The sequence below is a fragment of the Providencia alcalifaciens genome (genome assembly GCF_915403165.1).
Lineage (GTDB): Bacteria > Pseudomonadota > Gammaproteobacteria > Enterobacterales > Enterobacteriaceae > Providencia > Providencia alcalifaciens_C.
In genome coordinates this window covers 327,786-349,815 of the sequence record NZ_OU659204.1, presented here as the reverse complement: position 1 = coordinate 349,815, position 22,030 = coordinate 327,786, and the positions used below count along the sequence as shown (strand labels likewise).

Sequence of the window (22,030 nt, the reverse complement as noted above, 5' to 3'; positions counted from 1 at the left end):
TATCATTCCCCTCATGCATTTATTCCATCTCTTTCACTAATGCCGCCATCAAATCTTTTGCGCTCATTTCACGGACTTTTGCCACATTTTGTCCCGCCCAATGGGCGGCAAATTCATCATTGCCGGAGTGAGTTGCCGCGGCATTCAGTTGCTTACCTACATCATAAGCGATGGGATAATCTGGTAATTTACTTTCATCATACTGCTGCCCCGCTTGCATAAACTGGTTGAAAATACCTCGAGCAGGCCGCCCTGAGATAGCAGCAGTTAAATAAGTATTGTCCATCGTTTGGCTTTTCAGCTTACGACGATATCCTTCATTTGCCGCAGATTCAGGGCATAACAGAAAGGCGGTTCCTAATTGTGCGACAGAGGCACCATGAGCAAGGGCTTGCTTGATATCCGCACCATCCATGATCCCCCCTGTCGCAATAATCGGTAATTGAGTGTGTTTAGCAAGTAGCGCAACCAACTGATTTGTCGTCAATTCTTCATCTTTGGATTGCACATCAAACATACCACGATGTCCACCAGCTTCTATTCCTTGTGCCACAATCGCATCAATGCCGGCTTGTTCAATTAATTGGGCTTCATGTAAGTTTGTCGCCGTCGCCATCGTAAAAATACCTTTTTCTTTCAAAGCATTGATAACTTCACGAGACGGCACATTGAAGTGAAAACTCACGACAGCGGGTTTCATTTCTAAGAAAAGCGCCAACATGGCTGGATTATCTAAAAATGAGAGATAAATTTCATCCAATTGCTCTGGAGCTTGACGGTTAAATTGCTGAAATTTAGGCTGCAAATGCGCTAACCAAGCCTGCTCGTTCTGGCTATTACGTTGTGGCGTGGTATGGCAAAACACATTCACATTAAACGGCTTGTCCGTCAGTGCTTGAGTGGCTGCAATCATTGACCTTGCTTGGTCTACCGAGCTCGCACCCAGTGCTAAGGAGCCCAATCCGCCCGCCTCACAAACGGCGGCTACCAACGCAGGTGTTGAAACCACCGCCATAGGTGCTTGAATAATAGGATAACGTAGGTTGAGGCGATGCATTAATACATTGGAATGGCTCATACTTTCCTTACCTTTTTATGCTTACGCGATAGATGAATAGCATGTTAATAAATTGCATATAATATGTATCTTTATCATTCTATCCCAATCTTTTCCTAATGAACCTAACTGTTTTTCGGAATGTGATAGCGACCGCATTTCTCATTACTATCATAAAATTAGCAAACTAAACGTATTTTAAGCGTGTATGTTATAACAACAAACTGGCTAAGATACTGTGAGCCCCTGCCTAAGGAAGTCGACAATGCTAATCTCTCAATTGGAAAATCTATCTTGTGGTGTCGTCGTTTATTACCATAACCAGCCACAAAACTGCGTTGGAACATTCTGCGCGCGAGGTAGCGATCTTGCGGGGAAACCATTAACTGTCGATACGCCTTTACGCATTGCGAGTAACACCAAACCCTTTACTGCTGCGGCGATTTTACGCTTGGCTGAAATGGGTAAGCTGTTTGTAGATGACAGTATTTCTCATTATATTTCACCAAAATACAATCAATTACTCTCATCAAAATACGACACTGATGCAATTACGATCCGCCACCTACTCAACCACAGTAGCGGGCTATTGGATCATGCCAACGAGGAATACCTCAAAGACGTCTTAAAACGCCCTGATTATCAATGGACACGTTCAGAGCAAATTGAGCTATATGTTCAGCAAGATCACTCCTTTTTCCGTCCTTCCGAAGCTTTTATCTATTCTGATACGGGCTATATTTTGCTTGGGAATATTATTGAGCGAATGACGGGGCAAGCATTGGGAGAAGCCGTCCGAGAACTCTTGAAGTTTAATGAAATTGGCTTGCTGAGCGCCTACTGGGAAACATTTGAATTCCCTACCACAACGGAACCTCGTGCAAAACAGTACCTCGGAAAACTCGATTGCACCGACATGGATCCTTCAATGGATGTGTATGGCGGTGGTGGCTTAGTGATGTCCTCGAAACAAATGGCGCAGTTCTTTGAAGCGCTATTTAGCGGTAAGATTTTTACCAAATCAGAAACCTTAGACACCATGTTAAGTGCAGGTTCCCATGAAGGGGCTCAAGGCTATCGACAAGGGATCATGGTCAGTGAGATCAACGGCATGACACTCTATTCCCATTTGGGCTTTTGGGGTTCCGTTGCGTACTATTCACCAGCAACTCAAACCAGCGCTGCGGGTTTTGTGGATAACCGAGATTCACGGAACGTACTGATTAACGCGATTGAAGCATTGTTGACGTCTAAATAAAGCGCCATCAACACAAAAAAATAGCCCTCACTAGTGAGGGCTATTTTATTCAGTTGACCACTATCGAGTCAATGGAGCAGGGATCGGTAACGCTGGTGCAGGTTCACCTTCTTGAGGCTCTGCTACTGCTGGAGATTCTGGTGCAGCCTCCACAACCGCTGGCAATTTAGGCCATAACACTTGCGTAAATTTCTGACGAATTTGCTCCGCGTCCATGGTCTGTTTTTCTTTCGGCTGCGCTAAGACAATCGCCGCTTCTTGAGACAGTAAACGACGTGCTTCCATGTTCACTTGTTCAAGATTTTGAGTCCCTAAGAACGCTTGTCTGAGTAATTGGTACTGCTCAGGTGCGATATCCACGACGCCATTTTGTTGTGAAATCAAACGCTGGCTAATTAACACATCGGTACTGGTACGAGCATACGCCGCAAACAGTTGTGATAATTGAACTTGCTTCTCTTTCATCATGCTATTGAACAACTCTGGATCAATGCCATTTTGGCTGATTGCAGCCAGCTCATTCAACGCCACATCTGCCACCGCAGCCATTTTTTCTGGTGGCGCGGAAATGGCTAACGTACAGCTCGCTTTTTGATACTGAACACGACAATCTAAGCCTGGTGTCACACCATCTTCAGCAAACTTTTGTTTAAAGGTTTTCTGCAATGAGCGGTAAATGGCTTCGCGAGCGAGGTCACTTCCCCAATAACGCAGCAATACATTGGAATCTTTAATTGGTAACCAATCGATATCCCAAATTAGAGAAAGTGTATCTTGCGTTGATTTATCCTGAAGAATATCAATTGACTGAGGCTTAACTGACGATAAAACAGCTACCGAAACAGGCTCAGAACGTTTGCCTTCTAATGATGAAAACGCTTGGGTGATACTGTCAGATAACATGCGAGAATCCACATGCCCCGCGACGTATAACGTCATGACATCAGGTGTATACCATTTTTGATAGAACGAATTCACACTGGCTAAATCGACTTTACCGTTTGGCTTCTGCCCCGGATCATAACCTAGCATCGCCGATCCATTGAGGCGAGCACGCCAAACAGGGTCGTTGGCATTTACAGGTAAGGTAGCCACTGGAATATTGGGAATCGTTAACCCACTCTGCAATGAATTCTCTGTATATTGCGCCCCAGCGACAGAAGTTGCCAACCAACTTAATGCTTGTTTCACCAAATCAGGGCGGTTGTTAGGCAGACTTAGACTATAAATTGTGTAGTCGTAAGAAACCACGGCTGGAGGCAACGGCATATCAGGGTCAGTCGCCTGACGCCAAAAATTTTGTAATGTAGCGGCAGGAAAAGCTTCAGATTGATGGAATAGCGCCATTCTAGGGATCAGATAACTGTATCCTTTTTCGCTGGCTTTTTCAGATAACGAACCTGTTTTAATCGCTAACCGAAGTTGAATTCGGTCATTTGGACGCTGTGGTGTTTGTAATAACTGCCAGTTAAAGCCATTCTCGAGCTTTCCTTGCTGCCATGCTGGATCGGGTTGTAAAGGTTCAGCACTGGCAAAACCAGTGACTGATAAAAGTACCACGCCGATGATATATCGCACTTTCAAACCCTGCATGTAGACCCCTATGTTCTTTATATCCTTGTATTTAACCGTAAACAGCAACAGAAAAATTAACGAAAAACGCTAATTGACTCGGTTAAGCGATATAGTTTGGCTTCATCAAAAATTTGATTATCACTATACCCGAAAAAAACATCGTTGCATGTTATTGAGATAATTGGGCGGCGCTCAATACGCTAAGTCGCTAGGTTGATCACTAAAATGCATATTAAACATCACCATTTCTCTGCTGATATTTCGCATTTTGGATACGACTGATAATGAGTAAGTCGCCCGAATCTTGTTGCTAACAATATGATAGGTATGTGTAATGATATTAGACCACAAACCTTATAACATGTTCATGGCTTAATCTGAATTTTGTTGTTTTATTTGACGATTATAACCTTTCGCCAATAACCCTATCTCATCATCTTGATGATATTGAGAAACATCCAAATGACTGATTGCTTGATTTGCTTGCAACTCGCCCGCAATTTTACGCAATGGACGTACAATCATGCGACTCACACACCACGTCATCGCAATGGAGATAATCAGCGCTAGCAGCAAATACGTTGTCATTAACAACGCAAATGTGTTGAGTGCAAAACGGTAAACCCGGTTAGAATCCACTTGTAACGTCAAATAACCTTGAGGTTTCGCTTGTGGTGCCATCGTGCCATAGGCATACAGTGGGACAGTCATCTCCACCGGAATACCAATCAGCGGTAAAGACCATTCAGGGATTGGTTTCGGCGTAGCAAAGCTTAAATTCATTACCGTCGCATTATCCACCGTAACAATGGCTTTTCCCATAATCCCCGAGGTTTTCAAGCTCACCAGCAGCCTTTTGGCTTCGTTTAAATCAGAGCTAAGTAGCGAATCCGTCAAAGGTTTTTGGACTTGAACTACGGCATTGCTCAGTTGATTTAAATAATCTTGTTTGCGCTGTTCTAAGAGGTAAGTAAATTGAATGGACAAAAAAAGTGCAAGAAAAAGCAACGTAATCACAAAGAATACGATCATGCTCTTAAACGTGAGTGAACGTTGGACACGAGTGTTCATTTCCCACAACCTTCCTAATCAAGCTGCTTTTTAAAGAAAAAAATCGGACAAACAGTATACTTGATTTTCCGTATAAAGGTGCAGCTTTAAAAAAGAAAGATCACTTATTTAGGATAAGCTCCAAATTAACCGCTAAAGTGAGTAGATACAGCATAAAGAAACGGCAGAAAGTCTGCTTTTCTGCCGTCTAAAGTGATTAATTTGCGACTATTGCCTGCTTTTCGTCTTCATCAACGGCAAAACAAGCGACTAACTGCTCACGGTAGTTTTTCAATGCAGGCTGAGATTGCGTGCATGGACCAAAAGCGCGTCGACAACGTGCTGCAAACGCACACCCCGGAGGCGGATTCATTGGGCTCGGTAATTCTCCCGTTAATTTGATGCGCTCACGGCGTTGGTCAGGATTCAAACGTGGCGTCGCAGAAAGTAGCGCTTGAGTGTATGGGTGCTGAGGATTGTTAAAAATCTGCTCTTTAGTCCCCTTTTCCACACAACGCCCCAAATACATCACCATCACTTCATCCGCGATATGCTCTACCACCGATAAATCATGAGAGATGAACACATAGGAGAGCCCCAACTCTTGCTGTAAATCCATCATCAGGTTCAATACCTGAGCACGTACGGATACATCCAACGCCGATACTGGCTCATCCGCCACGACCACATCAGGATCTAACATCAATCCACGAGCGATAGCGATACGTTGACGTTGTCCACCAGAAAACATGTGCGGGTAACGGCTATAATGTTCCGTTTTCAAACCCACTTTTGCCATCATGGATAACACTTTTTCTTTACGCTGCTCTTTCGACAGCGAGGTGTTAATCGATAAAGGCTCTTCCAAAATTTGCCCTACTTTTTTACGCGGGTTCAGCGAACCATACGGGTTTTGGAAGACAATTTGGATTTTTTGACGACGTAGTTTCTCTGCCGCTTTATCTTTAATCAGTAAGTTTTGATCACGATAATACAGCTCACCGTCCGATGGTTGCTCAATCATAGTTAACAAGCGCCCAAGTGTGGATTTCCCACAACCCGACTCCCCAACCACTGCCAATGTTTTCCCTTTTTCTAGCTCAAAAGAGACACCATCAAGCGCTTTGAGTGTTTTCTCCTTCGAGAAGACCCCGCCTTTTACGGAATAGTATTTTTTCAAGTCCACCGCTTTTAAGAGCGGCATTCCTTTAACTTGTTGCTCACTCATAGCGTTGGTCTCCCCATATCATCCAGTGGCATGTGACATTTCACCTGACGGTCACCAATGGTTTGTAACGCAGGCTCTTCTTGGCGACAACGATCCGTTGCATACGGGCAACGCGGGTTGAGCAAGCACCCTTCAGGGCGATCATATTTACCAGGTACAACACCCGGCAAAGAGGCTAAACGCGACTTATTACTAGCAAATTCAGGCAGTGCACGCAGCAATGCTTGGGTATATGGATGTCTTGGATGTTTAAAAATATCCTTCGCTTTCGCAGACTCGACCACTTGCCCTGCATACATCACGATAATATGGTGTGCGGCTTCCGACACTAACGCTAAATCATGGGTAATCAGTACTAGCGCCATATTTTCTTGTTGTTGTAATTCCAACAATAATTCGATGATTTGCGCTTGAATCGTCACATCAAGTGCCGTTGTTGGTTCATCGGCAATCAACAGCTTTGGACGACAAGCAATCGCCATCGCAATCATAATTCGCTGACTCATCCCGCCAGATAACTGATGAGGATATACGTCAAGGCGCGACTGCGGATCAGGAATTCCCACCATGTTTAGCAGGTCAATTGCCCGCTGTTTACGGGTGCTTCTATTGCCCCCTTGGTGTACTTTTAACGCTTCCATGATCTGATAACCGACCGTAAAGCATGGGTTTAAACTGGTCATCGGGTCTTGGAAAATCATTGCCACATCTGCACCAACAATTTGGCGACGCTCTTTTTCCGGGATCGACAATAAATCGCGTCCATCAAACTGCAACGATTTCGCCATCACTTTGCCGGGGTAATCAATTAACCCCATAATCGCCAGTGAGCTAACTGATTTACCTGAACCTGATTCACCTACGATCCCCACCACTTGCCCTTTCTCAACTTGGTAGCTGATGCGGTCAACGGCGCGAAACGGAGTCTCTTCGTCACCAAAGTGAACGGAGAGTTCTTGTACATTTAACAATGCCATTAGATTACCTCATCACTGCTTGAGTTTTGGATCAAAGGCGTCACGTAAACCATCACCCATCAGGTTAAACGCTAATACCGTTAATAAAATTGCTAATCCTGGGAACGTTACGACCCACCATGCGCTTTGTGCAAACTGCAACACATCAGACAACATAGTCCCCCATTCTGGTGTTGGTGGCTGTGCCCCCATTCCCAGAAAACCCAGTGCAGCCATATCTAAGATGGCATTCGAGAAGCCTAAAGATGCCTGAACAATCAGTGGTGCCAGACAGTTAGGTAAAATATTAACGAACATTTGACGTAATGCTCCTGCTCCCGCCACTCTCGAGGCAGTCACATAGTCACGATTCACTTCCACGAGAACCGCTGCTCGCGTCAAACGGATGTAGTGTGGTAATGCCACAAAGGTTAACGCTATCGAAGCATTGACAATCGAGGGACCGAAAATTGCCACCAAGACCAATGCGAGTAATAAGCTTGGCAGGGCCAACATAATGTCGACGACACGCATAATCAGCGCATCCACTACGCCGCCAAAATAACCCGCAATTACCCCAATAGTCACCCCCATAATCAGGGATAACACCACCACGAGGCAGCCCACTAATAACGAAAGCCTTGCTCCGTACATTAGGCGAGATAATAAATCGCGCCCGACATCATCCGTGCCAAGAATAAACTCCCATGAACCACCCTCTTCCCAGACTGGTGGCGTCAATAACGCCTGACGGAATTGCTCATCAGGAGCATGAGGCGCTAATACACCCGCAAGAATAGCGATTAACACCATCAAGATGATGTAGAACATACCAACAACAGCGCCTTTGTTGCGCTTAAAGTAATGCCAGAATTCTTGTAGCGGCGTCATCGGCTTCGGGGCGCTGACTGCTTTCGACTCAGTTGTTTGAGACATATTTGCGCTCCTTATTTCTTATGACGAATGCGTGGGTTAACAATGCCATACAGCACATCAACCACTAAGTTAACAAAGATAATCAACGTTGCGACAAGTAAGACGCCACCTTGAACCACTGGGTAATCTCGACGTTGTAATCCTTCAATTAACCAACGACCTAATCCCGGCCATGAGAAAATGGTTTCCGTCAAAATTGCACCGGCGAGCATCACGCCGACCTGCAAACCAATTACCGTCACAACAGGTAATAATGCGTTGCGTAGGGCATGAATTAAAATCACACGAGCACGGCTAACGCCTTTGGCTCTCGCCGTACGAATATAATCTTCCCCTAATACTTCCAGCATCGCCGAGCGAGTCATACGCACAATCACAGCCAGTGGAATAGTTCCGAGTACAATGGATGGCAAAATTAAGTGTTCCACTGCATCTTTGAAGTCTCCCGCTTCCCCCCAAATTAGGGTGTCAATCAGCATAAAGCCCGTGAGCGGATAAGAGTCATCAAGGAAAACGGTATCACTTACCCTTCCTGCGACAGGGGTCAGATCCCACTGGACAGAAACCAGCATGATCAACATGATCCCCCACCAGAAGATTGGCATAGAGTAGCCGGTTAATGAAACGCCGATCGCAGTGTGATCAAAAATCGAACCGCGTTTCACTGCCGCTAAAACCCCCACAGGGATCCCAACAGAAACCGCAAAAATCATGGCGCAAGTGGCCAACTCTACGGTGGCTAAAAAGCGAGGTAGGAATTCTTCCCAAACGCCAATGCGGCTTTTTAAGGAGATCCCTAAGTCACCATGCATTATGCCGTTCAGGTAATGAAGATATTGTTTCCAAAGTGGCTGGTCGAGTCCTAATTCAGCCATTAAATAAGCGTGTCTTTCTGGGGATAATCCGCGTTCACCCGCCATAATCATGACTGGGTCGCCTGGGATCATGTGAACGAAAGCAAAAGTAAGTAGCGTGATACCGATAAAGGTGGGGATCACGAGCCCGAATCGTCGGAGGATAAATTGCAGCATATCCTGAGTCTCTTTAATAATGCCGTCGACGGCTCTGAGTCCGCTTGGCTGGTCAGAAAAACAACGTTTTCATCTGCTCACAAATAACTAAATTTATCTGCATCGTCTGAACGTCAGAGGAGAAAACGCCCTCCGCTGCAAAGAGGCAACGAAGGGCATTTACAGATTAAAAACAATTACTTATCAATGTCTACGTTTTCGAAGTGGTGTTTACCTAACGGATCAACCACGTAGCCTTTTACTTCTTTACGCACAGGCTCAAACACGGTGGAGTGAGCGACGATCAGCGCAGGCGCTTGTTCGTTCATTATCACTTGAGCTTGTTTGTACAGTTCTACACGTTTGTTGTGATCCGCAGTCATACGCGCAGGCTGGATCACATCTTCAAAGCTTTGATTACACCATTTAGAGTAGTTAGAACCCTGTTTTTTCGCTGCGCAGCTGAATAAGGTTGCGAAGAAGTTATCAGGGTCACCATTGTCCCCAGTCCAACCCATCATCACAGTTTGAGGCTCGCCGCTCTTAGCTCGTTTCAGGTATTCACCCCACTCGTAGCTAACCACTTTCGATTTAACCCCAATTTTCGCCCAGTCAGCTTGGATCATTTCCGCCATTCGGCGTGCATTCGGGTTATACGGGCGTTGAACTGGCATTGCCCACAGGTCAATTTCAAAACCTTCTGGGAAGCCCGCTTCCGCCAGCAATTTCTTGGCTTTTTCTGGGTTATATTCGGTATCTTTAATCGCGTCGTTGTAACCCCACATTGTTGGTGGAATTAAGTTTTTCGCTTTTTGACCCGCACCTTGATAGACCGCTTGGATAATGGCGTCTTTGTTCACTGCCATCGACAGCGCTTGACGGACTTTTTGGTTATCCAGTGGTTTCTTCTCAACGTTGTAAGACAGGTAGCCTACGTTCAGACCTGGCTGCTCCAACAAGGTAATGTCTTTATCTGCTCTCATGCGCTCTAAGTCAGCCGGGTTTGGATACGGCATCACTTGGCACTCATTTTTTTGCAGTTTTGCATAACGCACTGACGCGTCAGGGGTGATAGAGAAGACTAAACGGTCAATCTTCGGTACTGCGCCCCAGTAATCCTTGTTTGCTTTGTACAGAATACGAGAATCTTTCTGATACTGTTGCAGTTCAAAAGGTCCTGTCCCGATTGGGTTCAGGTCAACTTTCTCTGGGGTTTTCGCCTTCATCATTTGGTCAGCATATTCCGCTGATAAAATTGAAGCGAAGTCCATTGCCATATCCGCTAAGAATGGCGCTTCTGGGCGTGTTAATGTGATACGAACTGTGTTGTCATCGACTTTTTCAACTTTGTCGATGATTTTGTCCATGTCCATTCCCATAAAGTATTCATAGCTACCGCCAGAAACTTTGTGGTATGGGTGGTTTGGATCTTTTTGGCGCATGAACGTATAGATCACGTCATCCGCATTGAGGTCGCGGCTTGGTTTGAAATCTTTATTAGAGTGCCATTTCACGCCTTTACGCAAGTGGAATGTGTACACTTTACCATCGTCACTGACTTCCCAGCTTTCTGCTAAGCCCGGCTCAATTTCAGTCGTACCCAACTTAAATTCAACCAAACGGTTATACAGAGGGATTGAACTCGCATCATAAGTTGTTCCAGAGGTGAATAACTGCGGGTTAAACCCTTCAGGTGAACCTTCAGAACAATAAACCAGTGTTTTAGCCTGTACTGAGGCAGATACCGCTAAAGCAGCTAATGTTAAGCCTACCGTCAATAAACCTGTCTTTTTCATCGAGAGCGTCATTGGTAATGCTCCTGTGGTGTATGTTGTTTTATCGAATACTGAAATCCATCTTGAATAAGACAGATGCCGTATCTGTATTTTTTGTTATTCACTGTGCAATTAATCAACTGGAATACATTTCGTCAATAGCATTATTCACTGTAACAATTTCGCTTAAATAACATTTTTCGAATCATTTTGGTGTAAACATAGCCTTATATGTTATAAAAATGTTTATTTTCTAGCGATTATAACCACAGAAACATTACTGGATAGATTTTTATAAGGACGTTAATTATTTGTATATTTGTGATTAAGTGCTGAATTACTGAGCGGAAATAGTGGGCAATACAAAAAATTGCAACATAAAACGCTAAATAGAATTTATATGAAACTATTTGTTAGCTGATTGTTTTGCATGTTTTTTATACTAAAAAAAATTATTGGCAGATTTATATATCCTCTTACCATTTTCAGGAAATCACGGGGGAAAATACCAATCATATTATGAAGGCTTGTTTTGATAAGTAGACTTGTTTTGTTCTGAGCGCTTAGCCTAAAAGCAATGAAAAGCTTATTAATACGTAATGTGCATTAAATGAGCATAATAATGGTAACTAAAATGAGTTGGAAAAATGAGGGGGATAGAAACGAAAAAACCCACCTCAATGAGGTGGGTTTTGGAATTTGGTCGGCGAGAGAGGATTCGAACCTCCGACCCACTGGTCCCAAACCAGTTGCGCTACCAAGCTGCGCTACTCGCCGAAAACGGTGTGAATAATACTGCCAAGAATGGGGATCGTCAACCCTATTTTTCGCTAAAACCGTTCGTCTGCTGATAAAACCATCAAAATGGTATGGTTTCTTATTTTTACGTCTATTTTTGGGTAAAAAATAAGCGCTAAAAATATTTTAGCGCTTATTTATCCCAGTCACTGAGAAGGTAATATTTATTCAATCATTTTCTAAATCAAAAATAACCGATTAAAAATCAACCTATTGAAGCAGTGAAATATCTGCAACTTTTAAGAATAACTCACGAAGCTGGCTTAACAGTGTTAAACGGTTATTCCGCACAGCAGGATCTTCATCCATCACCATGACGTTCGCAAAGAATTCATCAACCACTTCACGTAAAGAAGCTAACTCAACGAGTGCTTCTTGGTAGTTACGTTCCGCAAACATTGGTGCTAGCTTATCTTGCAGTACCACAACGTGAGTCGCTAATTTCACTTCTTCTGGCATTTTCAGTACAGACGCTAACACGCTATCAGCGAGTTTCTCTTCTGACTTACTCAGAATATTAGAGACACGTTTATTAGCAGCTGCCAGCGCTTGTGCTTCTTCTAAAGAGCGGAAGTGAGTCACTGCTTTAACGCGCGCGTCGAAGTCAGCTGGCTGAGTTGGGCGACGTGCTAATACCGCTTGGATAGTGTCGATGCTGTAGCCCAGTTCTTGGTACCAAGAACGGAAGCGACCCAGCATAAACTCAACGACATCTTCCACCACATTTTTGTTAGTCAGTTTGTCGCCATACAGACGCACAGCTTCTTGAGTCATTTCCACAAGATCAAGCTGATAGCCTTTTTCAACGATAATACGTAACACACCTAATGCCGCACGGCGCAGAGCAAATGGATCTTTATCCCCTTTCGGGTGCTGGCCGATACCGAAAATACCTGCGAGGGTATCCATTTTTTCTGCTAGTGCTAATGCCGCAGAAACATCGGTAGATGGCAATTCATCACCCGCGAAACGTGGTTGGTATTGTTCTTTCAGCGCAAGAGCAACATCTTCTGACTCACCGTCATGGCGGGCATAGTGCATCCCCATAACACCTTGGGTATCTGTGAATTCAAAGACCATGTTGGTCATCAAATCACATTTAGCCAGTAAGCCTGCACGGGTTGCGTGATTCACATCCGCGCCAATCTTGCTTGCAATCCAACCCGCTAACGCTTCTAAGCGGTCAGTTTTATCACGCAGAGTACCCAGCTGTTGCTGGAACAGAACGGTTTCTAAACGTGGTAAGTTATCTTCTAAGCGTTGTTTACGGTCAGTTTTGAAGAAGAATTCCGCATCCGCTAAACGCGGGCGAACAACTTTTTCATTACCGGAGATAATTTGCTGCGGATCTGAAGATTCGATATTCGCCACGAAGATAAAGTTCGGCATTAACTTGCCAGCATTATCATAAACAGGGAAATATTTTTGGTCACCTTTCATGGTGTATACCAGTGCTTCAGCAGGAACATCTAAGAATTTCTCTTCGAATTTTGCTGTTAATACCACTGGCCATTCAACCAAAGAAGCCACTTCTTCAACTAGGCTGTCAGTTAAGTCTGCTTTACCACCCAATGCTTGAGCGGCTTTTTCTGCATCAGCAATAATTGTCGCTTTACGCTCAGCGTAATCTGCGATTACTTTACCGCGAGTGCGTAAAATTTCTGGGTATTGTTCCGCGTTATCAATTGTGAATTCAGCTTCACCCATAAAACGGTGACCACGAATAATACGGTCGCTCTTAATACCAAGAATTTCGCCCTTCACAACATCGCTACCCAGCAGTAATGTCACAGTATGTACAGGACGTACAAACTGAGTCTCTTTATCTGCCCAGCGCATTAATTTAGGGATTGGTAATTTCGCTAGAGAACGGCTAACCATATCAATCAATAATTCACTGACTGGCTGCCCTTTCATTTGTGCGCGATACAGTAACCATTCGCCTTTATCTGTGGTTAAGCGTTCTGCTTGATCAACGGTGATCCCACAACCACGCGCCCAACCTTCAGCTGCTTTTGTTGGTTTACCTTCAGCATCATATGCTTGGGAAATTGCAGGACCGCGTTTTTCAACTTCGCGATCTGGCTGAGCCGCGGATAAGTTTTCCACTTTCAGCGCTAAACGACGAGGTGCAGCAAACCAGTTCACTGCTCCATGAGCGATATCTGCACCATCTAATTCCGCAGTAAAGTTAGCTGCGAATGATTCTGCTAGAGAACGAAGAGCCTTCGGCGGTAACTCTTCTGTACCGATTTCCACAAGGAAAGTCTGTTGAGTCATGACAGCCTCTTAGTTCTTATGACACATAGGGAAACCCAGCGCTTCACGAGAAGCATAATAAGCTTCTGCCACCCCTTTCGTCAGGGTACGGATGCGTAAAATATAGCGCTGGCGTTCTGTGACTGAAATTGCCTTACGGGCATCCAGTAAGTTAAAGGTATGAGCCGCTTTTAAAATACGCTCATAAGCCGGAAGTGGCAGAGGCGTTTCTAAAGCAAGCAGATATTGAGCTTCTTTTTCATACTCTTCAAAGCATTTGAATAAGAATTCAACATTGGCATGTTCAAAGTTATACGTGGATTGCTCAACTTCGTTTTGGTGATAAATATCGCCATACGTAGTTTTACCCAGAGGGCCATCACACCAAACTAGATCGTACACGCTATCAACGCCTTGAATATACATAGCAAGACGCTCAAGACCGTAAGTGATTTCACCTGTTACAGGCTTACACTCCAAACCACCCACTTGCTGGAAGTAAGTGAACTGAGTCACTTCCATACCATTTAACCAAACTTCCCAACCTAGACCCCAAGCACCCAGTGTTGGGTTTTCCCAGTTATCTTCAACGAAGCGGATATCATGGACAGTTGGATCAATACCGAGTTCTTTTAATGAACCTAAGTACAACTCTTGGATATTGTCAGGCGAAGGCTTAATGATCACCTGAAATTGGTAATAGTGCTGTAGACGGTTCGGGTTTTCACCATAGCGACCATCAGTTGGTCGGCGAGATGGCTGAACATAAGCTGCCGCGATAGGTTCTGGACCTAAAGCGCGCAAACACGTCATTGGGTGTGAAGTACCTGCGCCAACTTCCATGTCCAATGGTTGAACAATGGTACAGCCTTGGCGCGCCCAGTAATCCTGTAATGTCAGGATAAGACCTTGAAAGGTTTTGGTATCAAACTTTTGCATGTTAGATCCGCACGCGATACGTGAAATTTAAGAAAGTGACCAGTATACCCTTTGACCGCCAGATATACAGCAATGAATACATCTGTAATCATTCTAAAAAGAAAAAAAATTAATTTCATCTCTTTAAAACTGTATTTTTATACAGTATAAAGATTCTATTCTTGCCCACAAGCTGAGCATTATTAGAAAAAGGATGAAAAATGGAAACATCACTCACCCGCTGTCATTGGGTCAATCAAGATCCAGAATATATTGCCTACCACGATAATGAATGGGGAAAACCCACCAAAGATAACCAAGAATTATTCGAAATGATCTGCCTCGAAGGCCAGCAAGCCGGGCTCTCTTGGTATACCATTTTGAAAAAGCGCCAAGGGTATCGAGAACTCTTCCATCAATTTGATCCTGAAAAGATTGCCACGATGGATGAAAAAGACGTAGAGCGGCTTATGCAAGACTCTAGAATCATTCGTAATAGATTAAAAATCAACGCGATTATTGCTAACGCCAAGGCCTATTTAGCGATGAAAAATCAAGGAATAGATTTTTCTACTTTCATTTGGGGCTTTGTGAACCACCAACCCATTGTCAATAAATGGATGGAATCTGCCCAAGTTCCTGCAGAAACAGAGCTTTCGAAGACTTTGTCTAAAATGCTGAAAAAACACGGCTTCAAATTTGTAGGCTCTGTTACTTGCTACGCCTTTATGCAAGCCACAGGGATGGTCAATGACCACCTTGTAAATTGCTGCCAATATCAATAAATCAGAGCTTTTTGATAAGAAAACAAATGGTAACAAGAGAAATCAGCCACATTTTTCGAATACACTAACTCAAAAAACCAATTTATTAACTATGGTTGATATTTTATATGAATAATAACTGTAATTAAGCTATTGAACTCTAGATGGGAGCGCGGTATGTTGGAAATTCCATTAACAACCTAATAAACAAATGTGAATAAATACAATGAATTTTTCTAAATTTGGTAATAAATTTGCTAAGAATTCAGGCATTTCAGAATTAATGAAAGACCTGAATGAAGGCATCAGAACCCCCGGCTCTATTATGCTTGGCGGTGGGAACCCGGCTCATATACCTGAGATGGATAAATATTTCCAAGGTCTCCTTGCAGAAATGTGTGCCAATGGGCAATTGACCGATACCTTGTGTAACTATGACGGTCCTCAAGGCAAAGATGCCATGTTGAAAGCGCTAGCAGCAACTTTAAAAGCGAAACTAGGCTGGGATATCAGCGCGAAAAATATTGCGCTAACAAACGGCAGCCAAAGTGCGTTTTTCTATCTATTTAACCTACTTGCTGGTCGCTTTGAAGATGGTATCTCTCGTAAAGTTCTTTTCCCAATTGCCCCTGAATATGTGGGTTATGCGGATTCTGGACTTGATGACGACCTTTTTGTGGCAAATAAGCCACAAATCGAATTTTTACCTGATGGTCAGTTTAAATATCACGTTGATTTCAACACCCTTGAAATCACTGAAGATATTGGCGTTATTTGCGTGTCACGCCCAACCAATCCAACAGGGAACGTGATCACCGATGAGGAAGTTCTTCATCTTGACCAATTAGCTAAGCAACACAATATTCCATTATTGATTGATAATGCGTATGGCGTTCCCTTCCCCGGCATTATCTTTAGCGATGCCACACCATTTTGGAATGAAAATGTCATTCTCTGCATGAGTTTGTCAAAACTCGGCCTACCGGGAACTCGCTGCGGTATTATTATTGGCAGCGAAGAGTTAATTGATGCCATCAGCAATATGAATGGAATTATTAGTCTTGCTCCGGGTGGTATCGGTCCAAGCATCGCACTTGAAATGCTGCAACGTGACGATTTATTTGAATTATCTCAAAATGTTATAGGACCATTCTATAAACAGCGCGTTGAAGAGGTCATTAAGATCATTCGCCGCTATATCCCTGAAGATAAATGCCTGATTCATAAACCTGAGGGTGCCATTTTCTTGTGGTTGTGGTTTAAAGACCTACCAATTAGTTGTTTAGAACTTTATCGCCGCTTAAAAGCGCGTGGTGTGTTGATGGTTCCGGGGCACTACTTTTTCCCAGGACTTGAAGAAGATTGGCAACATGCCCATGAATGTATGCGAATGAACTATGTTCCTGAGCCAGAAAAGATTGAGCAAGGGATTCAAATCCTTGCTCAAGAATTAGAAAAAGCCTATCAAGAATCTGAACGCTAAATCTAGCTGTAGGGTTAAAAAAAGCCCTTTCCATCAAGGAAAGGGCCAAAATTAGCGAGAACTCCATAATTGAAATCGAATAGATTTGTACATGACAAATCTTATTCGCGGTTATTAAACCACTTTTTCAATATCAGTTATGGCTAGAACAAAGACCAATTACGCCCTTATATAGACGGATACTTTTTCTCCACATCTTATTTCTTCCTTTACTTACAATCATAATGCCCAAAATAAGATGGCTAATAACTGCGGCGAAATAATGCGTAAAAACATCGCTAAAGGGTATACCGTGGCGTAAGAAAGTGCCGGAGCTCCACTGGTTGGATGGATATTATTTGCAAAAGCTAATGCTGGTGGATCTGTCATAGAGCCAGCCAACACACCGCATAGGCTTAAATAATTCATTTTGCCGAAAATGCGTGCGACTAGGCCGGTGATAAACAGAGGGATAAAGGTAATTAATAGCCCATAACCAATCCATGTGAGCCCATCCCCTTGAATAAGAGTTTCAATAAAACTCCCTCCCGAATTCAACCCTACAACCGCAAGGAACATCACGATCCCAAGCTCCCGCAGTGCTAAGTTTGCGCTTGGTGGCATAAACCAATACAGCCGGCCAATGGTACCTATTCGCCCAAGGATCAAAGCAACAACTAACGGCCCGCCCGCTAAACCTAACTTCAATGCGGCCGGAAAGCCCGGTACAAATATCGGTAACGAGCCTAAAACGACTCCCAAACCTATCCCAATAAATACAGGCAGCATCTGGACTTGCTGTAATTTTTGTTTCGCGTTTCCAAGTATTGCAGTGACTGCTTCGATTGATTCAGGACGACCAACAATATTGAGAATATCACCAAATTGCAGCACGGAATTGTTGTTGGCCATCAGGTCAATCCCGGTTCGGTTCAAACGAGTTACCACCACATCATACTTCTGCTTGAGATTCAGTTCTTTTAAACGTTTACTTAGTACAGCGTCATTAGTCACTACCACTCGGACAGAGTGCAATACAGAACTTGAGGTTGATAATGAAGCCTCAACCTCCTCACCAAGAATTAGGCGAACTTTATTTAAGTCCTCTCTTTGCCCAACAACATGCAGTAGATCTCCAAGATATATTTCTGTCGTCGGCTGAGGCACCACCATCATTTCCCCTCGTTTTAACCGCGAGCAAACAATGTCTTCACTGCCTAAAATGGGAATATCTTGCATCATCAAGCCATCAAGATTGGTATTGCGCACCGCAATGTTCATCGTTTGCAGTAAGTCACGATGCTGAACGTTCGCACTGTTAAACTCTGCGGCTTCTTTATCTACTGAGATACGAAAGATAATACGAACGAGCCACATCACCAGTAAAATACCGCAAATTCCCATTGGGTAAGCCATCGCATACCCCATTCCCATTTGCCCTACCAAACTCGGATCAGACCCTAAATCAGATAGAATTTGCTGCCCTGCCCCTAACGATGGCGTATTCGTGACTGCGCCCGAGAAAATACCCAAAATAATCGGTAGAGGAATGTCTGCTATTTTATAGATAATAGCGGTAACGACTGCCCCTAAAATAACCACCATCAAGGCAAATCCATTGAGTTTTAAACCTGAAACACGCAAAGAAGAGAAAAAACCGGGTCCAACTTGTATCCCGATGGTATAAACGAAGAGGATCAAACCAAATTCTTGAATAAAATGCAGCATGTCATTATTGAGAGACAACCCGTAACTTCGCGCAAAATGCCCAACAATAATTCCACCAAAAAGAACCCCGCCAATCCCTAAGCCCACATTGCGGATTTTCCAATTACCTATCCATAAGCCTAGTGCGGCAGCTAATGCTAATAAACTGACTGTAAGCGCTAATTCACTCATAGACCGCTATCCTTTTGACGACAATGAACCAAAATACGGGACATACGGAGTTATTACATTTACAACTGAATCGATTGTGCCAAATAAACACAGAGGAAGTTGTGTGATAGAGCACAGTTCGCAGCAATTCAATTGTGCAATTTTATACTTTAGTTAAAAACAATTTAATTGCTAATTATTAACATCGTCGACATAAAATAATACAAAAAAGAGCTATTATTCAGAGGGTATCTTAAATAATAATAGGGTTGCTCGATTGTGAATTTTTAGTTTTTAGTTATTATGATCTCTGATTAGACAAAATCCATTTCAATGCAGGTCAACATATATGCCAAGCTTGATTTTTCTTAGGTCGTTAGCATTTTCCACATTATTGACTCTTACATTAAGTGGCTGCTCCAGTATTATGACTCATGCTGGCCCTACTGATAGCTATTATCCTGGAACAAAAAATAGTGTTGATATGCTGCAGCATGAAGATACGGGCTGGGTAGTTAAACCATTACTGGTTATTGATTTACCATTTACCGCACTTATGGATACATTATTAATTCCGATGGATTATATGCATTCAAGCAGTTCACAAGAGTCTGACTCACCAAAAAAACGTGTAGAACAGCTTGATAAACAGCGACTTGATAAACAGTCATCTGATAAGCCATCATCTGATAAACAACAGCCAAAGAAATCTCAATGATTGCCCTATATTAAAGTAGCGTATTGATGCTCTAATCAGGAATATAATACTTAAAATACAATTAATATTATTAGCTTAATTTAGGTTAACAGCGCCTTTATCTTACTGACCAAATTTCCATCTTTTTTAATCTATTCTATTAACCCAGCGCTTATTAATTTCAAATCAATATACTTGAATCGAATATTGAGCATTTATTTTAATGATTACTTAAGTTCTCTTTTTTTGAAGAATAAAGAGATAAATTTTCACCTTTTTATTCTTCATAAGTGTTATTCCAGATAAAATTTAATTAGACAACCCTGTCTCAACAATATAAATCTGCCTAAACCCATCAATATCTCGCATAAATGCTATAAATTTATCATTTGGAGAAAAGACAACGGCATCTGCAACAGGGGCTATTTCTGTTCTCTGGGTTAACCGTTCTAAATTTCCGGTCGCCACATGGCAACGTATAACGCTATTGTCATACACAAAGCAGAGATACTCACCGGTCTTATTCCAACTAAATGCAGACTGAATTGAAGACTCGCCAAATGTCACTTGGGTAAGCGCCCTTGTTGCCGTTGTCACTAACCATAGCTGCACAGTGCCATGGTCATCATGCATCAAACAGGCGATTGATTCGCCATTTGGAGAAGAACGCAGCCAGTGTCTTGGCTGTTTCGCTAACCCTGGATATTTCCGATGATGTGTATACGTTAAACGCCTTTGTTTCACGCCCTTAGGCGGTGCTGGCATGTTTTTTTCGGTACCTTGCAGAGGTTCATCACCTTGAATTTTGAATTCATTTGGATCTTCGGGCAGATCAACTAAATAAACTTCAGGGATCACGTCACCATTTTGATGATGTGTATCTCCGATAAACGCTAGTGCACGTAATTGCCACTGACCTTGTTGATTCATATAACCACGTTGACCAACCCATCCCTCTTCATAAGCTCGGCTAATCTCGTCGCTATTCGGTGTTGGTGTCAAAGTCGTCTTCGTGACAACGCTACAGAAAAAGTCGCCGTTATATTCTCTTTCATGACAGATAGGCTCAACGGTCACAGCGCCTGCAGGTACAGCAACAGCCACATTCCGTTGGTCTAATTGAATATCGAGCTCATGCAAAACATGGTCATTGTAGGTAAAGCTCAGCCACTTCCCGTCGGGGCTGAAAACATGAACATGTGTTCCACCTCTGAGCGCACCTGCCATATAAGGCGGTGTAATACACATCGCATCAATCGGATGAGCGATACCAAGTTGGTTGTCATCAACGTAAACACCCCGACGATGATGGAAATCATACTGCCAAGACTCATCGGGATATTCTGGTCCCTGAATAAAGGCATAACGAGGTGGATTTTCCGCACTTACCGTCACCACACCAACATGAGCGCCATGCTGCCCGCGATATATTTCCACTTTTTGTCGTGTCGTAACATGAATTTTTTCTATGGTTTGCCCGGTAAATGAACTGCCACTTGGTCGAACATCATAAGCTAACCACTGACTATCTGGTGTCCAAACATTAATATTTGTAAGCTGATGACTTCTTGAATCATCAGTAATACGCATTTCTTTATAAGGTATTTTATTGTTCAATCTGTTATCCTTTGACATCATTTAACACGGGCTATCGGATTACTTTAACTAATCAATTCTTTAAGAGAATAAAAAATCTCAGTCGAGAAGTTACGCAAGTAATATTACCCTTAGACAATCACTATAGTATTGAATAAAACCATCATGTTATTAAGTGTTCTCTATATTATTGGTATTACTGCCGAAGCCATGACAGGCGCTTTAGCTGCTGGACGCCGTAAAATGGATGTCTTTGGCGTGATTATTATTGCTTCTGCGACAGCCATCGGCGGTGGCTCTGTTCGTGATATTCTACTCGGTCACTATCCTCTAGGTTGGGTTGCCCACCCCGAATACATCATGACAGTGGCAGGTGCTGCCATTGTCACCATCTGGATAGCCCCGATGATGAAACACCTTCGCCGGCTCTTCTTAATACTTGATGCGATTGGTCTAATCGTCTTTTCTATTCTTGGTGCTCAAATCGCCCTCGATATGAATTATAGCCCTATCATTGCCGCCATTGCGGCGGTGGTTACAGGTGTATTTGGTGGTGTACTTCGTGACATGCTGTGTAACACCATCCCTCTGGTTTTCCAAAAAGAAGTATACGCAGGCGTCTCTTTTGCTGCCGCATGGTTATATATCGGTTTGCTGTATACTCCGCTCCCTAAAGATATCGTGGTCATTATCACGTTAGTCGCAGGTTTGAGTGCTAGGTTACTTGCCATCCGCTACCGTTTGGGATTACCTATTTTTAATTACGAAAGCCAAGATTAACCAAAACTGATCTTCCTATCAGCCATTCGTTTA

At 43.3% G+C, this 22,030-nt stretch carries 17 protein-coding genes and 1 tRNA gene; 5 read left to right on the top strand and 13 right to left on the bottom strand.

Translation table 11 applies throughout. The features are described from left to right. Positions 1-19 precede the first annotated feature (19 nt). Positions 20-1,078: an NAD(P)H-dependent flavin oxidoreductase gene (locus tag LDO73_RS01525; RefSeq protein ID WP_224059886.1), complete on the bottom strand. Its 1,059-nt coding sequence runs from the start codon at positions 1,076-1,078 to the stop codon at positions 20-22. 244 nt (positions 1,079-1,322) lie between these two features. Here LDO73_RS01525 and LDO73_RS01520 point away from each other — a divergent pair, with 244 nt between their 5' ends. Further along, on the top strand, positions 1,323-2,315 hold the full coding sequence (locus LDO73_RS01520) for a serine hydrolase domain-containing protein (RefSeq protein ID WP_224059885.1): 993 nt from the start codon (positions 1,323-1,325) through the stop codon (positions 2,313-2,315). 60 nt (positions 2,316-2,375) lie between these two features. Here LDO73_RS01520 and LDO73_RS01515 read toward each other — a convergent pair whose 3' ends face one another. From LDO73_RS01515 to glyQ, 10 genes are all read right to left on the bottom strand, one after another. Beyond that, a complete protein-coding gene (locus tag LDO73_RS01515; RefSeq protein ID WP_224059884.1) occupies positions 2,376-3,908 on the bottom strand; it encodes a M16 family metallopeptidase in 1,533 nt (510 codons plus the stop codon). A 354-nt stretch (positions 3,909-4,262) separates the two neighbouring features. After that, positions 4,263-4,961 carry a HAMP domain-containing protein gene (locus LDO73_RS01510; protein ID WP_224059883.1) on the bottom strand — a complete coding sequence of 233 codons (699 nt, stop codon included), beginning with the start codon at positions 4,959-4,961 and terminating at the stop codon, positions 4,263-4,265. Between the two features lie 196 nt (positions 4,962-5,157). Further along, positions 5,158-6,168 (bottom strand): dipeptide ABC transporter ATP-binding subunit DppF, encoded by a 1,011-nt coding sequence (gene dppF / locus LDO73_RS01505; RefSeq protein WP_224059882.1) that lies wholly within the window; start codon positions 6,166-6,168, stop codon positions 5,158-5,160. Further along, positions 6,165-7,145 (bottom strand): dipeptide ABC transporter ATP-binding protein, encoded by a 981-nt coding sequence (gene dppD, locus LDO73_RS01500; protein WP_224059881.1) that lies wholly within the window; start codon positions 7,143-7,145, stop codon positions 6,165-6,167. The genes dppF and dppD overlap by 4 nt, the downstream gene beginning before the upstream one ends. A gap of 12 nt (positions 7,146-7,157) precedes the next feature. Continuing rightward, positions 7,158-8,060 (bottom strand): dipeptide ABC transporter permease DppC, encoded by a 903-nt coding sequence (dppC, locus tag LDO73_RS01495; RefSeq protein ID WP_036948615.1) that lies wholly within the window; start codon positions 8,058-8,060, stop codon positions 7,158-7,160. 11 nt (positions 8,061-8,071) lie between these two features. Then, entirely contained in the window at positions 8,072-9,091 is a 1,020-nt protein-coding gene (gene dppB / locus LDO73_RS01490; protein WP_224059880.1) for a dipeptide ABC transporter permease DppB, read from the bottom strand. Between the two features lie 176 nt (positions 9,092-9,267). Beyond that, positions 9,268-10,878: a dipeptide ABC transporter periplasmic-binding protein DppA gene (gene dppA / locus LDO73_RS01485; protein WP_224059879.1), complete on the bottom strand. Its 1,611-nt coding sequence runs from the start codon at positions 10,876-10,878 to the stop codon at positions 9,268-9,270. A gap of 667 nt (positions 10,879-11,545) precedes the next feature. Then, a tRNA-Pro gene (locus LDO73_RS01480) sits at positions 11,546-11,622 on the bottom strand. Positions 11,623-11,853: 231 nt separating this feature from the next. Beyond that, the gene (gene glyS / locus LDO73_RS01475; protein WP_224059878.1) at positions 11,854-13,923 is read right to left on the bottom strand and encodes a glycine--tRNA ligase subunit beta; all 2,070 of its coding nucleotides are present in this window, start codon (positions 13,921-13,923) and stop codon (positions 11,854-11,856) included. 9 nt (positions 13,924-13,932) lie between these two features. Further along, a complete protein-coding gene (gene glyQ / locus LDO73_RS01470) occupies positions 13,933-14,841 on the bottom strand; it encodes a glycine--tRNA ligase subunit alpha (RefSeq protein ID WP_006659589.1) in 909 nt (302 codons plus the stop codon). A gap of 200 nt (positions 14,842-15,041) precedes the next feature. Between glyQ and LDO73_RS01465 the strand changes: the two genes are divergently transcribed. Further along, complete coding sequence (locus tag LDO73_RS01465; RefSeq protein WP_224059877.1) at positions 15,042-15,605, top strand: DNA-3-methyladenine glycosylase I; 564 nt, start codon at positions 15,042-15,044, stop codon at positions 15,603-15,605. A gap of 205 nt (positions 15,606-15,810) precedes the next feature. After that, positions 15,811-17,067, top strand: a complete 1,257-nt coding sequence (locus LDO73_RS01460; protein ID WP_224059876.1) for a valine--pyruvate transaminase — start codon at positions 15,811-15,813, stop codon at positions 17,065-17,067. Positions 17,068-17,286: 219 nt separating this feature from the next. Here the strand turns inward: LDO73_RS01460 and LDO73_RS01455 are convergent, their stop codons facing one another. Continuing rightward, the gene (locus LDO73_RS01455) at positions 17,287-18,945 is read right to left on the bottom strand and encodes a putative transporter (protein ID WP_224059875.1); all 1,659 of its coding nucleotides are present in this window, start codon (positions 18,943-18,945) and stop codon (positions 17,287-17,289) included. 328 nt (positions 18,946-19,273) lie between these two features. On the opposite strand from LDO73_RS01455, the gene LDO73_RS01450 reads away from it, so the two are divergent. After that, positions 19,274-19,642: a YceK/YidQ family lipoprotein gene (locus LDO73_RS01450; protein ID WP_224059874.1), complete on the top strand. Its 369-nt coding sequence runs from the start codon at positions 19,274-19,276 to the stop codon at positions 19,640-19,642. A 288-nt stretch (positions 19,643-19,930) separates the two neighbouring features. On the opposite strand, the gene LDO73_RS01445 is transcribed toward LDO73_RS01450, so the two are convergent. Further along, positions 19,931-21,259: a DUF3748 domain-containing protein gene (locus LDO73_RS01445; protein WP_224059873.1), complete on the bottom strand. Its 1,329-nt coding sequence runs from the start codon at positions 21,257-21,259 to the stop codon at positions 19,931-19,933. 123 nt (positions 21,260-21,382) lie between these two features. Here LDO73_RS01445 and LDO73_RS01440 point away from each other — a divergent pair, with 123 nt between their 5' ends. Then, positions 21,383-21,997, top strand: a complete 615-nt coding sequence (locus LDO73_RS01440; RefSeq protein WP_036948588.1) for a trimeric intracellular cation channel family protein — start codon at positions 21,383-21,385, stop codon at positions 21,995-21,997. The last annotated feature ends 33 nt before the right edge of the window (positions 21,998-22,030 follow it).